21 protein-coding genes are annotated in these 21714 nt (G+C 41.7%); 14 read left to right on the top strand and 7 right to left on the bottom strand.

Features of this window, described 5'->3' with window-relative positions:
* The first annotated feature begins 55 nt into the window (after positions 1-55).
* From F0261_RS17955 to F0261_RS17945, 3 genes are all read left to right on the top strand, one after another.
* Positions 56-1027: an NAD(P)H-dependent oxidoreductase gene (locus tag F0261_RS17955; RefSeq protein ID WP_061485767.1), complete on the top strand. Its 972-nt coding sequence runs from the start codon at positions 56-58 to the stop codon at positions 1025-1027.
* Positions 1028-1136: 109 nt separating this feature from the next.
* Complete coding sequence (locus F0261_RS17950) at positions 1137-1340, top strand: ankyrin repeat domain-containing protein (protein WP_041449840.1); 204 nt, start codon at positions 1137-1139, stop codon at positions 1338-1340.
* 173 nt (positions 1341-1513) lie between these two features.
* Positions 1514-1786: a hypothetical protein gene (locus F0261_RS17945; RefSeq protein ID WP_061485768.1), complete on the top strand. Its 273-nt coding sequence runs from the start codon at positions 1514-1516 to the stop codon at positions 1784-1786.
* 73 nt (positions 1787-1859) lie between these two features.
* On the opposite strand, the gene F0261_RS17940 is transcribed toward F0261_RS17945, so the two are convergent.
* Positions 1860-2681: a DUF4437 domain-containing protein gene (locus F0261_RS17940; protein WP_171338592.1), complete on the bottom strand. Its 822-nt coding sequence runs from the start codon at positions 2679-2681 to the stop codon at positions 1860-1862.
* Positions 2682-2869: 188 nt separating this feature from the next.
* Between F0261_RS17940 and F0261_RS17935 the strand changes: the two genes are divergently transcribed.
* Positions 2870-3829, top strand: a complete 960-nt coding sequence (locus F0261_RS17935) for a LysR family transcriptional regulator (RefSeq protein WP_014979178.1) — start codon at positions 2870-2872, stop codon at positions 3827-3829.
* 62 nt (positions 3830-3891) lie between these two features.
* Here the strand turns inward: F0261_RS17935 and F0261_RS17930 are convergent, their stop codons facing one another.
* The 5 genes from F0261_RS17930 to F0261_RS20030 form a co-directional block, all read right to left on the bottom strand.
* Entirely contained in the window at positions 3892-6087 is a 2196-nt protein-coding gene (locus F0261_RS17930) for a TonB-dependent siderophore receptor (protein WP_171338591.1), read from the bottom strand.
* Positions 6077-7387: a DUF3526 domain-containing protein gene (locus tag F0261_RS17925; RefSeq protein ID WP_171338590.1), complete on the bottom strand. Its 1311-nt coding sequence runs from the start codon at positions 7385-7387 to the stop codon at positions 6077-6079. The genes F0261_RS17930 and F0261_RS17925 overlap by 11 nt, the downstream gene beginning before the upstream one ends.
* On the bottom strand, positions 7384-8826 hold the full coding sequence (locus F0261_RS17920; RefSeq protein ID WP_014979181.1) for a DUF3526 domain-containing protein: 1443 nt from the start codon (positions 8824-8826) through the stop codon (positions 7384-7386). The genes F0261_RS17925 and F0261_RS17920 overlap by 4 nt, the downstream gene beginning before the upstream one ends.
* Positions 8823-9545, bottom strand: coding sequence for an ABC transporter ATP-binding protein (locus tag F0261_RS17915; protein ID WP_014979182.1), 723 nt, complete (start codon positions 9543-9545; stop codon positions 8823-8825). The genes F0261_RS17920 and F0261_RS17915 overlap by 4 nt, the downstream gene beginning before the upstream one ends.
* A gap of 329 nt (positions 9546-9874) precedes the next feature.
* Positions 9875-10813, bottom strand: a complete 939-nt coding sequence (locus F0261_RS20030; protein WP_253819453.1) for a YbjQ family protein — start codon at positions 10811-10813, stop codon at positions 9875-9877.
* Positions 10814-11983: 1170 nt separating this feature from the next.
* On the opposite strand from F0261_RS20030, the gene F0261_RS17905 reads away from it, so the two are divergent.
* Complete coding sequence (locus F0261_RS17905; protein ID WP_171338589.1) at positions 11984-12748, top strand: hypothetical protein; 765 nt, start codon at positions 11984-11986, stop codon at positions 12746-12748.
* Positions 12749-12871: 123 nt separating this feature from the next.
* Here the strand turns inward: F0261_RS17905 and F0261_RS17900 are convergent, their stop codons facing one another.
* A complete protein-coding gene (locus tag F0261_RS17900; RefSeq protein ID WP_171338588.1) occupies positions 12872-13567 on the bottom strand; it encodes a recombinase family protein in 696 nt (231 codons plus the stop codon).
* 183 nt (positions 13568-13750) lie between these two features.
* On the opposite strand from F0261_RS17900, the gene F0261_RS17895 reads away from it, so the two are divergent.
* From F0261_RS17895 to F0261_RS17855, 9 genes are all read left to right on the top strand, one after another.
* Positions 13751-14587 carry a hypothetical protein gene (locus F0261_RS17895; RefSeq protein WP_171338587.1) on the top strand — a complete coding sequence of 279 codons (837 nt, stop codon included), beginning with the start codon at positions 13751-13753 and terminating at the stop codon, positions 14585-14587.
* A gap of 567 nt (positions 14588-15154) precedes the next feature.
* Entirely contained in the window at positions 15155-15391 is a 237-nt protein-coding gene (locus F0261_RS20265) for a helix-turn-helix transcriptional regulator (RefSeq protein ID WP_367613873.1), read from the top strand.
* 1 nt (position 15392) lies between these two features.
* The gene (locus tag F0261_RS17885) at positions 15393-16475 is read left to right on the top strand and encodes a hypothetical protein (RefSeq protein WP_171338585.1); all 1083 of its coding nucleotides are present in this window, start codon (positions 15393-15395) and stop codon (positions 16473-16475) included.
* Positions 16476-17064: 589 nt separating this feature from the next.
* Complete coding sequence (locus tag F0261_RS17880) at positions 17065-17628, top strand: PDZ domain-containing protein (RefSeq protein ID WP_171338584.1); 564 nt, start codon at positions 17065-17067, stop codon at positions 17626-17628.
* A 287-nt stretch (positions 17629-17915) separates the two neighbouring features.
* The gene (locus F0261_RS17875; protein ID WP_171338583.1) at positions 17916-18380 is read left to right on the top strand and encodes a hypothetical protein; all 465 of its coding nucleotides are present in this window, start codon (positions 17916-17918) and stop codon (positions 18378-18380) included.
* Positions 18381-18563: 183 nt separating this feature from the next.
* Positions 18564-19196 (top strand): HNH endonuclease signature motif containing protein, encoded by a 633-nt coding sequence (locus tag F0261_RS20260; RefSeq protein ID WP_216600867.1) that lies wholly within the window; start codon positions 18564-18566, stop codon positions 19194-19196.
* 312 nt (positions 19197-19508) lie between these two features.
* Positions 19509-19823 (top strand): hypothetical protein, encoded by a 315-nt coding sequence (locus tag F0261_RS17865; RefSeq protein ID WP_171338582.1) that lies wholly within the window; start codon positions 19509-19511, stop codon positions 19821-19823.
* Between the two features lie 102 nt (positions 19824-19925).
* A complete protein-coding gene (locus F0261_RS17860; protein ID WP_171338581.1) occupies positions 19926-20348 on the top strand; it encodes a hypothetical protein in 423 nt (140 codons plus the stop codon).
* A 42-nt stretch (positions 20349-20390) separates the two neighbouring features.
* A complete protein-coding gene (locus tag F0261_RS17855; RefSeq protein WP_171338580.1) occupies positions 20391-21278 on the top strand; it encodes a GIY-YIG nuclease family protein in 888 nt (295 codons plus the stop codon).
* Positions 21279-21714 lie beyond the last annotated feature (436 nt).

Below are 21714 nucleotides of genomic sequence, written 5' to 3'. Positions count from 1 at the left end.
CTTCTATCTGTTCACTTTGAACCAACCATAAAATTATCACGCAAAGGTAGAAGTAATGAGTAAAGTATTAGTTATCTCCGGCCATCCTAATTTAGACCAGTCCAATGCTAATAGCGCTATTTTGCAAAGCCTGACTAAGCGCATAAACGACATTGAAGTTAGACGTTTGGACACCCTTTATTCTAACAACCCAATTGATGTAGAGGCAGAGCAAAAAGCCTTGCTTGAAGCTGAGGTAATTGTGCTGCAGTTTCCTTTCTACTGGTATTCTGTACCAGCTTTACTTAAGCGCTGGATTGACCAAGTATTTACTTATAATTTTGCGTTTGGCCCTGAAGGAGACAAGCTGGCGAATAAACATTTTTTACTGTCCATTTCGGTAGGTGGCCCAAAAGAGTCTTATGGACCGCTAGGCTATAACCATTTCAGTGTAGAAGAATTCTTACGCCCGCTAGAACAGCTCGCTTATCTTGCAAAAATGCAGTACCACAAGCCAATTTACAGCCATCGCATGGTATACATCGAAGGTGTTTACAACACGCTTTCAGACGTTCAGGCCCGTGGTGACCAACATGGTAAGCGGGTAGCCGATGCTATAGATGTTTTGATGAACTCACCAGAATTGCTTATCAAACAGTTTGTAACGACGTGGTTTGGGCAGTTCGATCAATTGCCGGCGTCAAGTGAAGCTTTTCTACCGAATCTCAGCGAGGAGGTTGTCTGGCAAGCGCCAGAGGGACGATTTCAAGGCCATGCTGGATTCAACGACTGGTACGCGAAGGCACGCAAGACGTTTAAACCTAACTGTGAGCACCGTGTAGATCAAATTGATATCAAACCCGATGCTGATTCAGCGAAGCCCAATGGATTTATAGTAGACCTTCGAATTAACCTTCGCGCTGACACATTTGAGTCGTCTGACTTTAAAGGGGAATCGGTTGAGCTACAGGTAAAAGAGCGCTGGCATGTGCATATTGATACCGAAGGTAAAGTAATCATCGACAGTTATGTTGTTAGTCCTTTGTAGGGATTAACAACGTGCTAAAAACCCAAAACCAGAATTTAAAACCAAGACAAAAAGCATTTAAAAAGTTAGGCGAGACAATGAGTAAACCTATCCCAAATACAAGAAAAGCGTGTCAGTCTCTGGCGTTAATTGTGCTCTCTGGCATGGGCATTTAGAGGCAGCGAAAGTATTGGTGGAAGCAGGAGCTAGGTTAGATTTGAAAGGTTATGATGGCAATACACCAGAGCAGCTTGCAAGGCAAAACGGTTATTCTATGATTGCTGAATACCTAGAAAATACGCGAAGCAAGAGGGGAAATGCCCCGCGTACGTGAGCTGAAAAAAACGTACTAATGCCTATCGCTTTTAATTAACGAGCCGCTATACGACACAAACGGTTAGACAGAGTGCTGCAGAATCTCAATTGATTGCTTTTTATTCAATATATTTGCTTAGTTGAATTATCTAGTTTACATTTAAAAGTAACATTAGATAGAAGAACTTAGGTATGAAATTACTACTGGCAGCGTCAATTATTTTATTAGCGGCATGTGACACAACGGAAATCGCTCAGCAGCAACCAGAAGTTAACAGCGGTGCGATTGCACTTTATGACGAACGGGGTAATTTCGTTAGGGAGTATCGTGATGTCCAAGACTGTCATGCCGCTGCTATACGTTACAACTTACGCAACGTAAAAGAAAACTCTGAAAGCAGTAACACTTACAGACGCGCTGGCACTATTGAGCCTAGAGTAACTTCATCGTGTCGAGAAGTGTAACAGCACTTGTGTTATAAACCTGCTTGAACAAAACGCCCTTAAATGGGCGTTTTTTTATGCTTAACATTTATTATCACTTGGAATCTTTCACTTGATAAGGTGATGTTGCACGAATGTAGACGATTGAAGGCTTGTTACCTTCGTTTTCAATGCGTGAGTGTGCACCTTTAGACAAAGTAAAATAGCTACCTGGATCAAGCGTTTTGACGTTGTCATATTTCAAGCTCCCACTAATTACGACTGCTTTGAATTCGTCAGATTTCGCTACTATCTCACCTTCAAAGCCTTGAGGCAGTTTAACAAACGAGCCATAAAGTGAGTGTGTATCTCCCCACAGGTAGGCTGAAGAAACACCTGTTGCCGAAATATTGGCAGTGTCTGTTTCGTGCAGCCACACCATATTGTCTGCGTGAACGTTGATTGGCCTTTCACCGTTGTCAAAATGTTCTTTTGATGGCTTTACAAGGTATGGGCCTTCATCAATTTCTAGATAAATCAGGTTGGTTTTGTCGTTCGCTGCAGTCGTGTGATCTTCACCTGCAGGTTGAGTCCAAAACGAACCTGTTGGCATCCACATCTTTGCTGCGTTTGGATCGTCATTGTGCATTTCGCCTTCAATCACAATACCTCTATAGGTTATGTTGTGAATGTGCGGTGGCGATTCAAAGCCTTTGTTAAATCGCACTAACATCCCCGTTGCCGTGTCTTTTGTTCTGTCTCCCCACAAGTCTGCTGCTCCTGGGCTTTTGTCGCCACGGGCTGGATTCAAGTAACCCCATTCGGCATCCTTAGCTGCAATAACTTTGTCTTGTGCGTGTGCGCTAGGAAAAAGAAGAAAACAGGTGCTCAATAATAGCGATGCTATTGTAAGTTTGTTTCGTTTCGTTGGTTTCATTCAAACCTCCTAATTGTTGGTCGTAGGTTTTATTTAACAGACAGGCACAGTCTATTATTTCGAATAAGTCTCATAAACGACCAAAATCAATAAAGACTTTCCTGAAAATGTGGATAATAGAGGTGATCCATTTTACTTTGTCTTTTTTGCCTTGAAATCAAAAGAGTGAAATAAACGTTGAGGGAAGTATGAAAACCGAAGACCTGTCTGTGTTCGTAAAGGTGGCTGAAGTGGGCTCGATAACCACTGCTGCGATAAAACTTGATATTAGTTCATCTGCTGCAAGTATGGCGGTTAAACGTTTAGAAGAGCAGCTTGGCGTAGCGCTATTCGTGCGAAGTACACGCAAAATTCGATTGTCACCTGAAGGAGAGCAGTATTTGCCTATGGCAAAGCAAGCACTCGACACCTTACAGCAGGGCCTTGCATTAGTAACAGAGCAGAAGCAGAGCATTCACGGTGAGCTTCGCATGGCGATGTCTTCGGAAATGGGTCGCAACCTAATGCGTGAACTGCTAAATAAAGTGCAGCGCGAAAATCCAGAACTTTCATTGCGATTACATGTGAGCGACAGTCGGGTGGACTTCTACCGCGATGGTGTAGATGTAGCACTTAGAGCCATGACAAAAGAAGCGGTTAAAGAATCGCAGATGTATGGTTTTAAAGTGTGCAATATTCCGCATGTGATTTGCGCGTCTCCCGATTATTTAGAAAGAAACGGTGAGCCTACAACTTTGACTGATTTAGCGCAGCACAACGCACTTCTTTATAAACTCTACGACCAAACCCACAATACGTGGGAACTTATCAACGAGGGCGAGAGAGTTAAAGTGAAAGTGAACAGTAATCGCGCTGTGAATGACGGTGATATTGTTCGGCGCTGGTGCGTAGATGGAGAGGGGATCGCTAAAAAGTCATGTATAGACGTTGCGGGGGATTTACTGAGCGGAAAGCTGCAGCGTATTTTGACTGGTTACCACGTACCGCTAACTGAAATGTGGCTCATGCTGCCTAGCCGGCATCTTATTACGCCAGCGGTAAGATTAATTAGAGATGAATTAAAACAGGTTATTGAAAATAAGCGTCAACGTCTTATTCAAAATCAAATATTAAAAGAGAGTGAATGGCCGCCGTGTGACAACGCCTAATTTAGTTAAAACAACACCTGAACATCATAAACGGAGAGGCTTTAAAAGCCTCTCCTTAAACCTTAAAAGCGATAGGCGGCGGTAAGCCTAAAGCGTTGAGGCGCACCAGGTTCAACCCACACATCTGCGAAAGAGTTAGTATAAAACTCTTCATCAAACAGGTTATCTACTGCAACTTTAACTGATAAGTTTTCTATAGGCTCTATTTCAGCAAACGCACGAACCGTGGTGTAGCTTGGTAAGTAGAAATCAGTAGCGGTTTGACCTAAACGCTCATCAACATACAACAGTCCTGAACCGATACGTACTGGCATATCAGCAAATGTAAGTCCCTTGCTTAACTGAATGCTCAATTGGTTTTCTGGAACGTTAATTAAAGGGTCGCCAGATTCAATGGCTGCAACAAAGTTAGCATCCGCCGCATCGTTTGTACTTTCAGCATCTACGAAGGTGTACGACACCCAAAGCGAAATATCATTTTCAAATTCAGCGTTAATGTCTAACTCAACACCACGGCTACGCGCTTCGCCAGCAGGGGTTAAAAAGAAACCGTCAGACGCCTCAGGGCTATCATCATAAACAAGGATGTTACTTTGCTCGATATTAAACACGGCGAAGGTGATATCACCCCGTATATTGTTAAACATTGATGTGAGGTCGGCTTTAACACCAATTTCCGCAGATTTCGATTCGTTAGGTTTAAACGGGTTTCCGGCGAAATCCGACCCCGTCAGCTGACGGAAACCTTCACCGTAAGTTGCGTACACACTTGTGGTGTCATCAAACAGATAAACAGCACCCACTTGTGGAGAAAAGCGTGTGTCGTCTTGTGATGTGGTACTTACAGGTGACGCCAGGCGATTATCAATTTCCTGCTCGAACTTATCGAAGCGGCCACCCAGCCTAACTTGGAAATTATCAGTGATGTTGATTTGGTCTTGGAAATAGATACCCCACGCTTCCTGAACTTCAAAACGGTCCAAGTTATCAGACAATTCCACATCTGGAAGTGGTGAGTAATCCGGATTAAAAATATCGACCACTAAGTACTGTTCTAAGTCCAAGTCGTTAATGTCAGTATCGCTTGAAAAGAATGGCGGGCGATAGCGCAGAATAATCTGATCATTTTCAAACTTATCGTAGTCAGCACCAATAATCACGCGATGTGAAAGCGACCCAGTATCGAATTGTCCCGCTATTTCGCCGCGTAAAACGAAGTAATCGGTTTGGAAATTACGGTAGCGCTTAAAACGAGACAACAAGGCTTGATTAGGATCGATAAACAACGTTTGGCGACCACCAAAGTTATTTTCTAATGCGTTACCCTCGAAAGTGGTATCGCGCAAGCCAGCACCCAAAAGCAGGTTCCATTCGTCAGCAAGTTTATGAGAAATCTCAATTTGATGACCAACCACTTCAGTATCAATGGTGTCGCCATTAGGATCGCCGGTAAAGGTTTCAATTGGCTGGTGGCCCAATTCACCATCGATGGCCACTACGCCACGGTCGAAAGGAATTTTTTGCTCGGTGTATTCAAGTTCGTACGTAACCGTGGTGTCTGCTGATGCTTCCCACGTAACCGATGGATAAAAGCCAAAACGCTCAGTTTCTACTGTATCGCGGAAACTTTCAGCATCTTCATAAAAGCCTACTAAGCGTACACCTACATTTTCAGCACTGCCTGCAACCGATTGTACATCAGCCTCAATGCGCTTCTGTGACCAGCTTCCGTAAGTTGCATTAATTTCACCACCTTGACGAAACTGGGGGCGCTTTGTAACAAGGTTTACCGCTCCACCTGGTTCACCGCGACCAAACAGCGCAGCTTTTGGGCCTTTTAACACTTCAACATGATCAATGCCAGAAAGATCACGAGGTCCGCCAAATCCGCGTCCTGCGTTAAAACCATTTACCAGAAACCCGCTAGGTAAGTTTTCGTCACCTGAAAAACCACGAATAGCAAAGCTGTTCCAAAGGCCACCAAAGTTATTTTGTCTGGCTACCGAAGCGGACAAGTCTAAAGCGTCGTTAAGGTTTATAGCGCCTGCATCATTGATGAGACCAAGGTCGATATCCTGCGCTGCTGCCGGCACTTCTTTATATTCAAATGCCCCTTGATACGCACGGTGCATACCATGCACCGTAATTTTCTCTACATCCGCTTCTGATTGAATATTAGTGTTTTGCGCATTTGCAGGCGCATTCAAAAGCGTTGCGATAGAAAGGGCGAGGGTAGATTTTACCCAGCTAGTCTTCATTAGTGTTTTCCTGTGTCTTTCTTATTTTTGGTGAAAATTGAGGTAGCTGTTTAAAACTGGCCGAAGAAAACTCCGGGGCTTCAAACAAGTGATGATAGTAGAATTTGCGCAACGACGCATGAAATTCACGAACGTTATTTTCGTAGTTAACCATGGCTTTAACATCGGTATCAGCCGCACTCGTTAATAAGCGTTGCGTTAACAAAGACGGGGATAGCAGAGCAACATAGCTTGCAATTTTATCTTTGCGTAAGGTGGCGGCTTGATAAGCCTCTGAAAGTTCCTTTGCCGTTTGGTCGCCAACTTGTTGAAATGCGTAATACCACTTCCAATTAAATGAACTGTCTCGCTGTGGATCAAAGTCGGTTTTATCCGCCCAATGTGGGTGAGTTTCAATAAACGCTTCCCATGTTTGTTCAACAGGTTTGTCCCATGCACTGTTAACGGCTTCTCGCTGCGTGAGCACAATGTCGCCGCCCTCAGGTGTATCAACCGACGCATTAATGATGGTGTGCCCAGTAACTGGCACAATAACCGTTGTGACAAGCCATACACCTAACATGATTGAAGCTAGGTGCGTGGCGCTGAAATTAGCAAAACGCTTAGCAGCACCTATAGCAAGCACAATAGCGCTCCAAATAATTATGCTGCCAATGACGATGGTACAAACCGTTACTGTTTGAAACACAGACGCGCCATTCACTACACTAAAGGCAATAAACGGAATAAGTGTAGCTAGTGTCAAGGGAACCAGGGTTACCAATACGCGTGATGACCAAATAGCATGTGAATTGCGTGCGGTTACATTGAGCAAGTCAAAACGGCGGGCTTCGCGTTCCTTCGCTTTTAAGTCGTAAAGGAGCAAAATGATAAACAGAGGCAACAACACACTGGTAACGAAAGCAAAGTCAAAACGCCCTAAGAAAGCAAGCTCCGGATTGTCTGTATCGCTTTCATAAATCTGACCTTCCAGCGCTAGCATTCTAATACGGTGCTTCCACGGAAACACATCGCGCTCTCCTACGGCAGCAAACGCCAACGGCGAGGGCGGGGCATAGGTCAAATGAAAGGCGTAATAGGCAACCATGCCATAATTAGATTGGTGAGTAAGGACAGCGTTGCGTTCTGTTTCATCTTTCTCTAACAAGCGCTCTATAGTGGCTTGCTGCTCTTGCATTTCCGAATAGCCAGACCACAACGACACCGAGCTTAAAAGAAACACGACCAAAAGCGTTAGTTTTATCTGACGATGACCAAATACGAAACCCGCTTCTCGTTTAATATCGCTATAACGCATCATGGATTTAACCTCCTAACTGCGGCTTGAAGAAGTAGTGCGGTAAGTCCCATCCAAAGCAACAGCTGAATAAAATAAATCAACGCGTTACTAATGCGTGTGCTTCCTGCTTCTGGTTTAAAATCAAACTCTGCTAAGATTGCCCAGTTATCTGCGCCAACCACAGCTTTGTCTGCTGCTTCTTCACTGGCGTTGCGGTTCATATCTAACTTGTAATCGAGTTTTTCAGCGTGAACCTTGTTCAAAGCCTGAACAAACTCAAGTCTTAGCGTTTCCGCTTCCCTTAAAAAGCGGTGGTGTGTCTCGAGGCTGGTTCCCGCAAGGATCGTAGAAATAGAGCGCACCGCAACCGTCGGCGAAAGCCAGCCAAACTGCCGTGCTATTTGGGCTTGTTCCAACTCTTCAGTCATGCGGGTTTCAGCAAACTCATTAAGCACTTTGGCTTGTCGACCTTCGGAGTACTGGGCGACAATGCCCCTGAAATTAACGGGTAAGTCGTCAACTGAATCTACATTGTATTTAGCGAGTAAATCTTCTTTTAGCTTTTTGAATGCAGGATCGTTAACGTCATGACCGTCACCTAAACTTCTAAGCTTTTCTTCCACTTTGAAATCGGCTTCAAGTTTTCCCATTGAAGGGGCAATGTTTGTGGCAACGCTGCTCCCTAAACGAGGAAGCAGCACACAAGCGCTCATCCAAATGACAACAAGTACGGTGAAGCTAACGCTGCTTTTCTCAAATATGGCCGAGCACGCAGTGACTACCGTGGCCCACAGTAAAAAGTAAACCACATAACTAAGGCAAAAGAGTATTACAACAAGTGCACTTTCGTTTGAAAACGCGACATAAAGACAGGCAAGCAGTAGCGGGAGTAAAAATAAGCTGCTAGCGGTTATAAGCGCCAGAAGCTTCCCTAAGAGCAATTGCCAACGGGTGGTGCCTTGAGAAAGCAGCAAGGTTAGCGTGCCGGCTTCGCGTTCACGTGACACGCAGCCGTAGCCAATTAGAATAATAAATAAAGGTGCAAGAACCAAAGCTAAAAAGCTGGGTGTTAAACTACTAAAGCGTGTAAGTCCTGCGGATTGGCGCTGCTCGGCGAACATCGCACTATTTTGGCGGTGCCCTTCTAAAAATATAGCGTTCCCTGTGTAGGTATCGACACCCGGTTCAATTACGCTCAGTGGCGTGGGGGTACGAAATACATAATGACCATAATGCACCATGCGATGAGGATGCTTATCGGGCTGAGCCTCAAAGCGCTGTTCAGCTTCTGTTTGAAGGTGGTCTCTGGTGTGGGCAGCCTCATCGATGTGAAAGGCGTTAACTACCAGTGCAGCTATGGTAAGCATAGCGCCTAGCAATAAAACGGTCGCTGCTACTTTTGTTCGCATCCAATAGCGCCACTGTTCTGCACAAATAATTTTAGCAACATTCAGTATCATACATTACGCCCTGCAAATGCTGCGTGAACGGCTTCAGTATCTATTGGCGTATCGCCAGCACGCTCGAAAGAACCGGTTAATTTGCCATTACTTAAAAGCACAATTCGATGGGCAACTTGGCAGGCACCATAAACGTCGTGGGTAACCATAAAAATAGTAGCGCCACCCGCTGCCAGCTCTGACACTAGCGCATTAAATTCGTCGATGGCTGCTGGATCTAGCCCAGATGTAGGTTCGTCTAAGAACAGTACAGGCGCATTGCGCAGTAGCGCCAAGGCAATTGCGGTCTTCTGACGCATGCCTTTTGAATAATTAGATAGCGCCTTATTCCACGAATCTTCTTGAAGTGCGACCTTGCGAAGTGCGGCGAACATATCGTCGTCAGACTTATCGACTCCAGCCACTGACAAGAAATAACGAATGTTTTCTACGCCAGAAAGATGGCCATATAAGGTGACAGATTCGGGTAAGTAGGCAACAGACTTTTGAACTTGATTTGGCTGGGTAGAGGCATTATGCCCTAATACAGTAGCGCTACCGCTACTTGCCTTCATAAGCCCTAAAAAAGTTTTAAGTGTGGTGGATTTACCTGCGCCATTTCCACCTAAAAGTGCAAATACTTCGCCTTTTCCTACATTAAAATTGAGATTGTCTAAAAGCGTGCGATCGTCAACACGCACGGTAAGCGCATCTGCGCATATCACTGAATTTGTTTGCATTGTTTGGAGAAGCTATACATTAGAATTGTGCTGCAATGTTATAATATAACCATCTAAATGGGAATAGCTTTTATTTAGGTAGTGTGTGTTTTGTTTTAATTAAAACAATTTACAAATTTCGGAAGCTGAAACAAAAAAGGCTTGCCGAGTGGCAAGCCTTTGAAATTGGTGGAGCTGGCGGGAAGTGCCACCTAGTTCAGAGGTTAATAATTAACCTAGAATTTACAGTTACTTATAGTTAAGTGCAAATCTTTTTCGGTAGATATCGTGACACTTAATCGTGATACCTGTTTATTGGCGAGGGTTCGCGAACCAACCTTTTTAATCTATCATTTATCAATCTCTATTGCGGTTCCACTCGCCACGAGGAACATCATAGGACTACCTGCGCCAGCTACCTCGCTGTAGTCTAAATCTACAGCTACAACGGCGTCTGCGCCTAGATTATGCGCCTCACGTCTCAATTCGGTTAAGGCCATGGCCCGAGCCTCTTTGAGAGCGTTTTGCGTAGACGATTGTCTGGTCTCGCCGATACTGCTTATCTCGGCTACTAATGAAGATAAAATCGTAGAGCGGTAGACGTATTCGGCAGTTACGATTCCCAATCTTTTACGAACAGCAAATGGTGAAATCGACTCGGTGGTTAGAATTATGTGGTTATATCCATTTCTTCTAAATTCGGCCTCTTGCTCACTTTTCTTTTCAGCTTCTTCTGCTTTGGCTCTCTCTGCCGTCCTAAGAGCCGAAATCGCTTTTGAATCTTCTAAGCTTTGGCTATCCATTTTCGCTTCTGCGATGGACATTGCATCTTTTTGGGCTCTGTAAAACGTTTCCTTTTCGTTATCTGATTCGAAAACAGCGATGTTTTTACCATCTACGGACACATTTAACGAACCTTGGGTCTCTGTAAAACTTAACCTTTCAACGGAGAACGCATGCTCTTTCGTACACAAGTCTTTTCCAATAAAGAAAAACTCTGTTCCATTCCTAGATGTGAAAATGACTGAAAAGTTTAAAGGCACTGACGTCTTGCACCTATTTAACTTATGAACTTCAAAAAGTCGGTTGGCCTCGTTTTTTGAAATTTCGAGAGTTGTTAAATATCTTCCTTCATGCCACAGAGTTAGCGCTTTATTTTCGTATGCAGCGAATAAGGAGTTGATGTCATAGTCAATTTTGTTAAATGAGTCGGTCACAGTGTATGGGTTGAAAGTCTTTATATACCACCTGCTTGGATGTACCTTTTTAGGATTGGTCTTTCCGAACATAAAATTCCCTTTTTAACATTATTAAATTTTTTATCACTCACCATTCTATAATGGCGTTATATGCTGATCTAGCCTCAAATGTGCAAAATGTTATCTGATTGGCAACGCTCAAATCGTGATATCAGTAGTCTTTAAAATTGCTTTTTCAAATATGAGTCAGGCGTTCGCCATTCAACTATTCGTGAATCCATCAGTCAAAAATGGACAATGCTAACTTCTACCTTCAAGCAAATACGACATCCATTGAAATTTGCTCTTTACGAAGTCTGGAATTAGGGAAGAAGTTCTCAATGTCAATGCTATAATACATAAAGTTCAATTAATACAATTGCTTACGCGTTGTAATTGTGTCACCTTCAAAGTTCTTATGATTGGAGGTGAAAATGAGCTTTTATGTTTATTGCTTTGAATACAATGATTTTGGGTTAGTCAAAATAGGAGTTACCAAATTTCCTATACGACGACAGGAAGCGTTTTATTCGTTAGTGCGTAACCCATCTCCTCATTCACTTTTACTAAAGATAGACTCGAAGACCTTCGCATATTCGCTAGAAGCGGAACTTAAACGGAAGCTTTCTCCTAATATTTCACCAGAAGAGCTGTCAAATAGGACACTAGGGCGAATCACTCAACAATCGTGTGTGTCAGAGTGGTATGAAGAGAATACTCTGAGTGCAATTCACGCGCATTTCTATAAATCAGCTCTTGACGGAGTGGCTTCAATTGTTAGTTTCGGGGGGATTGTCTGCCAGGAACTGATCTCTATACGGAGAGAGCTTTACATTCTAAAACATTTGTCAGCAGATGTCGGAAGTATTCTAATGAGCTTTACGTTAAGGGAAGATTACACAAAGCAATGGAGTAAAAGTGATTTCACTCGCTTCCTAGACAGAATAGAGAGAATGGTTAGCAAGTACAATTCCATAGATTAAATTCATTCTTAATGCTCAGGAAATCTTGCAAACTGTTGCGTTTCTGGCAGCCTTGAACGCCCTTTACCTTTCTATTCCGGAAAGTGATAACGCTCGAAAGTGACGCAAACGAATGGCTCATTGCCAAAGGTTAGTGTAAACAATTGAATCGTTATGAATTTAAGGGGGGGAATTCGCCTAGACAAGTCTATCCAGTATGCTAGCGTTTAGAGCGACTCGGCTTGAATAAGGAAGTAAAATGAATGATTTGTTTTATGTTTATCTATACAGAGATAACAAAAGCGGCGCAGTTAAGTACATTGGGAGAGGGGCAAAGATAACGAGAGCCTCAGCACACCAGCTTAAGTCACATAATAAAGATCTAGAGTCTTGGTTAAGAAAGGCGAATTTCAAATTAGAAATAGCTGGACCATTCGACTCAGAAGGTATGTCAAAAGCTGTGGAAGCTGCTTTGATATCTTCTCACTCTCCCACGTTTAATAAGCGACAAGAGTCATCAAAGTATGTTTTCAGACCAATAGGTGTTCCTGAAAAGTATATTGCTAGATTGCAGAAAAACAGATTAACTCGAGAAGACCTCTTTAAAGGTAAAACAAACAAAATCTTACTCGTGCGGATAACGGAGGAAGACTTTGAAAATAGGGTCGGATATGACCAAGTAAGCCCCCCTGAAGATGAAGCTGTTGTTGATAGGGTTCAGAAATATTGGCAACTTGGTGGGGAAAAGTTTCTTGAGAATTGGATTGCTGACAAAGATGAGTCTCCGACTTTATTGTTGGGCATATCTGGTCCTCCAGGAAGCCAAATTATCATTGCATCCTTAGAAATAGACACTAAACAATGGAGTAATGTAACAGTTTTAAAAAACAACTTGATTTCGGTGCCCCTTGTTTCAAGTACCCGTTTAGATAAGTATGGACTCCGCGGTTATAGACTCGATAAAATTGCCGACATAAGTTTTGGACGTTTTAAATCAAAACAATTCAAAATTATAGAAAAGTAAGCCTGCCTTGAGATTTTAAAGAGCTTTCGCTACCTGTCAGGTTAGTTCTAAGCTTTTTTTAAACGTGATACATTAGTTTCTGCCAATGTAAGTCTTGCGCAATACTTGACCTTAGTTTGTTCACTAATTCTGTTTTGAGCCGGATGGTTTCATTTCAGTCAGGCTTTGACAGCGCTTGACATAGTTTCTTACCGTCTGGGCTGAGTACTGTTTATCTTGCTCAGTCTTTAATCCTATTTGATTTAGTCTTTTCGCCATTTCTCTGTAGCTAAGCCGCGCTTCAATCATTGGGCCTAGCAAAGGCGATAGTCTTATCGCTCTTTTATTAGCTTCTTCTGTCTTTTTTCTATTCCGAGCATTAGTCTTATCCCGTAACCCTCCGAGTATTGCGCCTTGCTCTTTTTTCTCTCGGAGAGCTGCTTTGGTTCTCATACTAATAAAGTCTCGCTCTTGCTCTGCCAGTGCGGCATAGATGTGTAGCTGGAATTTATCTGCGTTTGGCATCGAGGCAACCTTAAGCTTTAAAGTTTTGTCTTCCATTAAAGCCGCTACAAATGACACTTTCCTACTCAATCTATCAAGCTTTGAAACGATTAATGTTGCATTGAGTTTTTTAGCCCTTGTTATGGCTTCTGTAAGCGCCTGTCGCGATGAATTACTACCGCTGACTATCTCTGTGTAAGTTTCTAACAGATCGCCCTCTGAGGCGTAGTTTGAGATGAAAAGGTTGATATCTCTTTTTTGTGCTTCTAAACCTAAGCCTGAGCGACCTTGCTCCTTCGTACTTACCCTCAGGTAGGCGATGTATTTTTCGTTCAACTTAGCTCTCCATTCATGCTGTAAAAAACAACAACGGTGGTTGTGTGTTTTACAGTCTAGGAGATAAGGGCAAGTAAATCGGCATATTTTTGTTGGATGTTTTGGATTTAAAGCCGTTTTTACACGTTGAATTACTGCTAGGCTCGGATTAGCATTGCGGATTTTTAAATTAAGTCCAAAGTTATGACTATACCTAAGGATTTCAAGCTATCTCAATTAGTGCCGAAAGTGAGAGAGCGCCTTCTAAATGAACCATCGTTCTACTTTGCAGATATTTATCGCTTTTATCCAAATGAAGCACTGGATTACAAAACCTTTATATCAATTTGTGGTGAAGCTGATAGGAGCACCGAGGAGGTGCATTCGTTTGACGATGTAGTTGATTATATCAATAGATATTTTGAAATTATTGGGGAGATTGACCTAGGCGAGTTGAACAGAAAAACAGGTCTTTTGGATTGTTTCAGCACGGAAGAAAGAAAGAAAAGTACATATTATAAAAGTAACCCCTTGAGGCTAAGCTCAAGCATTGTAGATGAGCTCGACCGATGTGGAGGGGCAATTGAACTTAGCACACATCACTTGGGTGGCAGTCAAGGTTTGGAAGTTTTTATCAAATTTGACAAGCCCCATACTATCAACAAGAAAGATATAAGGGTAGATGGCCTTGAGTATCAGAACCTTATCAAAAGCAAAATAGCACCATATATCCGGCTGCGGTCAAGTTTAGAGTCTGACCTACATGAGTTATTAGATGGTAAACAGGCTCACCCTGTGCCTTATGCTGTATTACTATACGTGAGAGAGCATGGTGAATTGCCTCTCAAAATAGGAAAAGACCAGACAGCTGAGAACGAAATGTGGGCTACGATTACTTCTGTTTATGAAGTTTCGAAAAGCGACGAAAATATTGTGTACTTTGAAGATTCGCGTTTTGTTAAGCGCGATTTATGGAAAGCTTATCAAGAGACGTATGCCATAAAAGTTTTGAATTTTATTCTGCGGAGAAGCAAGGAGTAATGTCAGTGAATCTTTCTAAGCGGAATTCGAGCAACTTAGTAGGTTCAATGAGAAATTAGACCGCTTATGGAAGAACAAACTATCGAGCACTTGAGCTTTCCGAAACTGTGTATGGAGCATTTTTTTCATTTAGCTTCAAAATTACCCAAGGTAGTAATTTCAGCAAGAGAGGAGCTAGATTTGAACATGTCGGCGGATAAATATTCAAGTATCGTAGACAGTAAGAAAAGGAAAAGATGTTTTAAATATATTTCTGTCGAAAGTCGAAGTCAAAATTTCCGAAATTTCTAATTCCTAAGCCTGACCTCATGGCTAAGTGTTGAAGAAAAGCTAAGCAACACTTTTCAGCTTTTCAGGCACGGTCATAGTGTTTGATAGTCCGTCTTAAGCTTGCTGACATTGTCAAATATTATTGAGACCGCATATGTACATAAACTGAATCCCATCAAATTGAATAACTGCTGAGCAGTTTTCCTTTATAGCGTTTGAAAAGTTTTAATCCATTTTTGGGCGAGTGCCATTCTTCGATGATTTTTCGAAAATCATTATGACCCCTCTTAGTCCCTTATGATTCTTCTCGACATGGAATCAACAAGGAATTTTATGAAACAAAACACATCGCTTAACTTGGAGTGTAGAGGTTTACTTAGACGGAGTGAGGTTTTGAAACTCACCGGCTTAAGCAAGTCAACACTTTATAGGCTTGAATCATCCAATGATTTTCCTAGCGCAATACAAGTGAGTGCTAGGTGCGTAGCTTATCGTTTATCAGAGATATACAAATGGTTAGAGGGGAGAAATTAATATGGCACAAACTAACACGAATGCAAGCGCTCAAAATTCAAACTTATACGAGGGATATGAGCACATACCAAGTGCAGAAAGAGTTTTAAAAAACCGCGATAACATAGATGGCGCCTACTCTTCGCACCTATATGAACTTAACGGTAACAACAACCGATCAGTATATGGACATTTATATAAGTCAGAGGTAAGTATATTTAGAAAACATAGTATTTCTAATAAGGATATAGACCACAGACAAAAGACTCTTTTAAGCCTAATGGGTGATATCGCCTCAGGGAGAAGAGAAAGTATGACAAAAGTCTCAGAAATTGAAATTCCGAGTATAATAGGCAGTAACCCCCTTCCTTACAAACATTGTCCAGCGACTACATTTGGTATGGAAGAGTTGCTAGACATTAAAAATGAGCACGGTGGTGAAGTAGCTCATATATGCATGCAATTGAGAAAAGACGTTTGCCAAAAAGCACAGCTAGATAAGCACGAATTTAATTGGCTCAAGGGGCGTATAAAAAGGGCGTTCAAGCGCGCGTTAGGGGGCGAGGCTAGAGGGATGGTCGTTCTTGAAATAAGTACGCCCAGACGGTCTTTAAAAGACAAGTTGACATCAACAAAGCCCCAATTACATATACATGCGATTATTTATAATTCTGATGGTTTTGACCTCAAAGTCAGAAGGCGAATCAGACAGTCGTTTAAAGAAATGATTGCTAATGAGCACGTAAACAATGCAATGATTGCGCAGATAAGAAAACGAGTTAATAGAATTAATGAGTATGGCCCGTCATATACGTCAGAGCGTATCACAGATATTGATTTAGGTATTGCGGACTATCTTTGCAAAGAACTCGATAAACCAATTGTAAAAGGGTGCTCAAACCTTGGTTTTTTCAATATGGGCAATACAGTTAGCATTCGCCACAAATGGAGATATAAACAATTACAAAGCCTTAACGCTGCGGCAAGTCATCTTAAGTCACGGGCGCAGTTCTCGACTGATATAGGGGACGTCGATAAAACGCTTGATAACGCGGTTAAATCGGTTCCAAGACCCCCAGAATTAGTGAGATTGAATCAAAGCTAAAGAGCTATCGAAGGGTGGGGCAGTTTACTCAAACTGTCTTACCTAATAGATATAACAGTTTATTCCCCTACATTGCCCCAATTTGCCCTAAAAAAAGACATTGTTTAAAGCTTATAGAAAGGCTGTGTAGGCACATAGGTCGTTAGGTATTAATATAGCGACTAGTGCTCCACTTCAAGCTCATGGTTCATATTAATCCAAAAGTCCTAGGTATAAGCTGCTTTTGTCAGTGGGTACGGTTTATTAAAAAAAATCCTCTCCCATAGAATCCTTATAGTTAGATGACATCGAAAAGGGAATAATGATACATCACCCTATTGATTGTGAACGATGTTTATGTCTTCGTTGATGTATAGGTCTCAGGCCTTCGGTTACCATTCTTCCGTGCGATTGAGGCTATTCAAACTAGAGCGTATATAAGACTGAGCGTTCGCTTAGTCTTTGAGAACAGTGCATTTTTGAGACAAAGTGTAACTTTTCATTTTGATATCGCATACATTTTTGTGTTAGCTTTATCGACATAAGAGAAATGGTTATATGAGCCGTTAAAGGCTTGATTTTAAAGCAAAGAGTCAAAAAGGATTTTGAAATGAAAGGACTAAAAGTAACTAAAGTCGATAATGGGTCACAAGCTTACGGACTTGGGCTCAAGCCTGGAGACGTTTTAGTAAACCTTGATGGCAAAGCCTTAGTTGATAAAGAATCCCTTCGACATGAAATGAGCGTAGCAGAAAGCTCTGGAAAGTCGTCTTGCGAAATTGAATATATACGTGAAGGTAATATGTTCAAAACTTCTTCACTTCTTGGTGAGCCATTGGGATTAAGCTTCCGACCATACGTCTTGAAACAATATGAGTTAAACGAATCTCTTCAAAATCAAGCTATTGCGCAAACTCCTGATAATATAGCTGTCTCGGATAGTGGAGAAGCTTCTACAGTGGAAAATCCACGGATACCTTTTGTAAGCTGGGTTCTTTTTCTATTTTCATTTTGCTCAATTGCTTTCGGAATTATTCAATATTTCTTCTATGAAGCAACTCCTTTTGGGCACATGTGGTTTGCTGCTTGCCTAGTAAATGCTGTTATTTGGCTCGCTCTTGGAACCATTGTGCACTATTTGTCTGATATCAGATATTTTGCACGTGCTAGATGATTTAAGAGGATTAATATTTGTTTTCAATCGTAATTCTATATTTGGTGCGCCGATAGGATTCTAAGAAGTTCAGTACGATTAAATCAGCGCGTTTCGGTAAGTTAGAGTTTGTAATTTGATAAATGCCTCCTTTAAATCAACTCTAAGTACGCTTTCTGTCTTGAAATTTATCGACTCTCCCTCTTATTAGTTAGACCACTGAATCATGGCGTTCAAGCAATGCTTGGCACGGGGAACGTCATGGTTAATTAATAACCCCCGCAGAAGAAGTTTGCTAGAGGACAGCAATGAAAAAAATAATATCTTTGGTTCTTATCTCGGCTCTAGGTGGCTGTACAACACACTATAGACAATTTGCAGCGCCTGAAATAAGCGGAGATCCCCTATTAGAAATCCGCAATACTCAAAGTCCTGGTGATGTTAGAACGGTTCTCACTGATGGTATTACGACGATTAAGGGGAGTTACTACGAACTAAACGAAAGGTTGATAGCGAGAACTCATCAGGCTGCAATTACTAACCAAATTGGTAGATTTGATAAAGTGATTGATTTAAAAATTCTTTCAGTTCGTTGTGGTGGCCACTTTATTCCTGACTGTGAAAGCACAGCAGAGGCGAAAATTGGAGATAAAAGCTTCGTTATGCAGAGTAGTAATCGAAATGGACATCCTTGGGATAGCGCGCTTGATAAAACGTTAGATGAAATTTCACAAAAATTGATGGCTCATATAACTCAAGAACGTCAAGACTGATTCACTGCTAGTGTGACACCGTCTAAGGCTAAAAAGTGAAATGGTCGCCAATTTTCGGCGGCCATTTTTTGAACATGGAATCTTGGTGACAGTATCTCTTCATCAGTACGCTGATAAAGTGGACTTGAACCTGATGGACGGCTATTTTGAAAAGTTATTAGACTTGAATCGAAGGAAACAGCAGTGGACAAACAATTGAATTTCGAAGACGTAAACGATAAACAAGCAGTTATACGCGCGATAGGTAAGTTCAATTCGTTAGGTAGAGACAAGTTCCTCGAGAAATCTGGATTCTCTCGTGCTACAAAGTATTTCGTTTTGTACAAAGGGAAGCAGTACGATGCTAAACCAATTCTCTGGGCTGCGTTTAAGGAGCAGTTTGGGTTTCACCTAAAAAAGAAGAGTTCTGGTGGGGTATACCAAAGAGTTCGGCCGGTCTTTGAACGACTTGGATTTACGGTGATATGTAGTCATTCAGAACTAGACAAACAATTTCAAAAAAAAGTAATTAACTCCAAGAATGACTCACAAGAGCAGCGAAGGAAGCGACTTAAAAAAGCTTCGCAGAAACCACGTGTAGCGATGGTATTAACGGCTGTATTTATTCGCAACCCAGACGTTGTAGCAGAAGTGCTGTTGAGAGCTGGTGGTATTTGTGAAAGTTGCAAAAGACCTGCCCCTTTCTTTAAAAAATCAAGTAGCGAGCCGTTTCTCGAAGTTCACCATAAAAAGCCGTTGTCTAAGGGCGGTACTGATACTGTTTCCAACGCCATCGCACTTTGTCCGAATTGTCATAGAAAAGCACACTATGGATGACTTTTGAGACAAATATAGTCAAACAAAATCCTGCTACATTCTTAAGACCACCCAATTTTAAAAGAAATTTTGACGTACTCATTATTCAGATTACCTATTGCCGCCACGATAGTACTCACGTAAGTAGAGCAGTGGTGATTATAGACTTTAATATTCTGATACAGCCAATGAGCGAGAAATGGTTATTGTTCAAGTGGAAGGTTCTGTTACAAATGTAGATTTATAAGGAAGTGTCTGAATATGTATGTCATCATCTTCACTAACCTTAAGCCGCCAACAAGACGCGTTTAAAAATTTCAAAAGGAGTGAAGTTTGAATACTTCTAAAAAATTATGTGACATAGGCCAACTTGAAAGATATTTGTTTAATATAGGCGAATCAGAGATTCTTGAATATATTACTGAAGAGAGTGACGCTTATGTGCTATCAGACGAGTTCTACAGCAGGAATATTGATCAGATTACCTCTATAAAACTACAATTGGCTGCGTGCTTTGCGGTTCTTGGTCAGCCTGAAATAGCTGATAAACTCGCACCTTTATCTTGGGAAATACTTAGTCGCGAATACGACAAGGTCGCAAATGGGATCGTTAGTGAATTCACCCAAAGCTGGCCGCGAATAAAGTAGTAAAGTAAGGTCTTTTGATAGTCCGGAGGTTCAATAGCTCCTACCACTATTTACATGTAAGCGTTTATTTTGCATATACATGTAGAACAAATGAGGTGAAAATTGGCTATAAAGAGTGGTTATAAAAAGGAGCATGCTTTCCCAAATGAGTCTTTTATTCAGGAAGCAATCGACACTTATTTTATTTCGGCTGGCTACATAATTCTAGATGACAAGTATACCGATCTAGTATGTAAGCATCCCATTAACGGGGATACATGGTATATCGAAGCGAAAGGGCTAACATCACAAGTTGGGTTAGACTTTCGAACCTGTATAGGTCAGTTGGTTCAAAGAATGAAAGTGCAGAGCTCGTTTTACGCGATTGCTTTACCTAATATTGAAAAATTTAGGGAGCAAGCTTTATTGGTGGCGCCTTATGTAAGAGAAAGCTTGAATCTTCACTGGATATTTGTTCATGAAAATCAGTCGCTAACGGTGCTTTCTCCGTCGCAAACGCTAGATGGTAAATTGCATAATCCATAGGGTATAGAGCTTAAAAAATAATGGTCAACACAAGGAGGTTTAATGTCAAAATTTGGAAGAAGTATTCGTATATTTCTTGCTGATGGAAGTCCAACAGGTTTAAGGCACGTTGAAATAGCAAATTGGACCGGTCAGGCACTAGCCTGTCCGCGGAGCAGGTTTTCTGAGTTAGCTAAGTGGGAGGAAAGCAAAAGGCCGGGCGTCTATTTCCTGTTTGAGAGTCCTAACGCGGATAACAATTTGGCCTATATTGGTGAGTCAGAAGACGTTTTTAAAAGACTCGCAGATCACGACCGTAAGAAAGAGTTTTGGAATGAAGTAATCATATTTACTAGTAAGGATGAAAATCTTACCAAGGGCCATATCAAATATCTTGAGTCAAGATTAGTTGAAGTCTCTAAATCCGCAGACCGGTATCAGTTAGAGAACGGAAATACACCGACCCGCTCTAACTTACCGCGAGCAGATACAGCAGCGATGGAAGAGTTTATTGACAATATTAGGCTTATACTTGGGAGCCTTAGTCACAAAATATTGGAACCCGTGTCTTTTAAATCGACGGCTAGCTCACCAACACCAGATGACGATAATCTAATCAACTATATATTCCAATTTAATGTTCACAAACTTACTGCTAGCGGGAAATTGACCGATGATGGTTTTTTGTTATTGAGCGGATCTCAAATATCAAAAAAGTCATCTCAAAGCATGCCGGGCAAGAGCAGGGCAATAAAGGATAGAATGATACTAGATGGGGTCCTAGAGGAACATATGGACTACTTTTTACTGATAAAGGACAAATTGATCAGTTCATCTTCATATGCAGCGTCTTTAGTAGCGGGAAACAGCCGAAGTGGGCCACAAAGTTGGAAAACATCTCAAGGTGAAACATTAAAAGCTCTCGAAGAAAAGTTGGTAAGTAAAGCCTAATCTAACATGCAAAAATAGGCTTCAATCACCCAAATTGTAGCCTCGCTACTTCGGCTTTGTTTCACCGTCTACATGAACACAAAATGTATGACACTGGGTATGATATTAATCTATATATACTTCGTCTATGAGATAGGTATCTAGATAGCGCGGCCAGAAACGCCTTTAAATGCTAGAGAAGAGCCTATCGAATATATTTTCACAAAGCGTCTCTCGATGAGTTTCCAAACGGTACAGTTGTTAAGTTGAAGGTTGCCCCTGCTGGTGGGCCAAAACGAGGAGCGTATTTAAAAGCTGCTCGCACTGCGTTAATCACTCGGGTAAAGTAAACGAAGTCCTAGGTATAAGCATGCACCTTGGTAGCTATGCTTTCTTAAAAAAAGCTGTCTTCATCAACAACCCTTATACTTAGGTTTCTAGGTTGTAGCAGTCTAGA

This window comes from Alteromonas sp. 07-89-2, from assembly GCF_013113925.1.
Lineage (GTDB): Bacteria > Pseudomonadota > Gammaproteobacteria > Enterobacterales > Alteromonadaceae > Alteromonas > Alteromonas macleodii.
The sequence above is the reverse complement of the archived record's forward strand: the minus strand, read 5'-3'. Positions and strand labels throughout refer to the sequence as shown.

Coding starts and splice junctions, on each gene's coding strand:
- F0261_RS17920 (WP_014979181.1), bottom strand. CDS start 8,826: ATGATACTGAATGTTGCTAAAATTATTTGTGCAGAACAGTGGCGCTAT.
- F0261_RS17930 (WP_171338591.1), bottom strand. CDS start 6,087: ATGAAGACTAGCTGGGTAAAATCTACCCTCGCCCTTTCTATCGCAACG.
- F0261_RS17880 (WP_171338584.1), top strand. CDS start 17,065: ATGAAAGGACTAAAAGTAACTAAAGTCGATAATGGGTCACAAGCTTAC.
- F0261_RS17915 (WP_014979182.1), bottom strand. CDS start 9,545: ATGCAAACAAATTCAGTGATATGCGCAGATGCGCTTACCGTGCGTGTT.
- F0261_RS17955 (WP_061485767.1), top strand. CDS start 56: ATGAGTAAAGTATTAGTTATCTCCGGCCATCCTAATTTAGACCAGTCC.
- F0261_RS17855 (WP_171338580.1), top strand. CDS start 20,391: ATGTCAAAATTTGGAAGAAGTATTCGTATATTTCTTGCTGATGGAAGT.
- F0261_RS17885 (WP_171338585.1), top strand. CDS start 15,393: ATGGCACAAACTAACACGAATGCAAGCGCTCAAAATTCAAACTTATAC.
- F0261_RS17905 (WP_171338589.1), top strand. CDS start 11,984: ATGAATGATTTGTTTTATGTTTATCTATACAGAGATAACAAAAGCGGC.
- F0261_RS20030 (WP_253819453.1), bottom strand. CDS start 10,813: ATGTTCGGAAAGACCAATCCTAAAAAGGTACATCCAAGCAGGTGGTAT.
- F0261_RS17945 (WP_061485768.1), top strand. CDS start 1,514: ATGAAATTACTACTGGCAGCGTCAATTATTTTATTAGCGGCATGTGAC.
- F0261_RS17895 (WP_171338587.1), top strand. CDS start 13,751: ATGACTATACCTAAGGATTTCAAGCTATCTCAATTAGTGCCGAAAGTG.
- F0261_RS17875 (WP_171338583.1), top strand. CDS start 17,916: ATGAAAAAAATAATATCTTTGGTTCTTATCTCGGCTCTAGGTGGCTGT.
- F0261_RS17935 (WP_014979178.1), top strand. CDS start 2,870: ATGAAAACCGAAGACCTGTCTGTGTTCGTAAAGGTGGCTGAAGTGGGC.
- F0261_RS17925 (WP_171338590.1), bottom strand. CDS start 7,387: ATGATGCGTTATAGCGATATTAAACGAGAAGCGGGTTTCGTATTTGGT.
- F0261_RS20265 (WP_367613873.1), top strand. CDS start 15,155: ATGATTCTTCTCGACATGGAATCAACAAGGAATTTTATGAAACAAAAC.
- F0261_RS17940 (WP_171338592.1), bottom strand. CDS start 2,681: ATGAAACCAACGAAACGAAACAAACTTACAATAGCATCGCTATTATTG.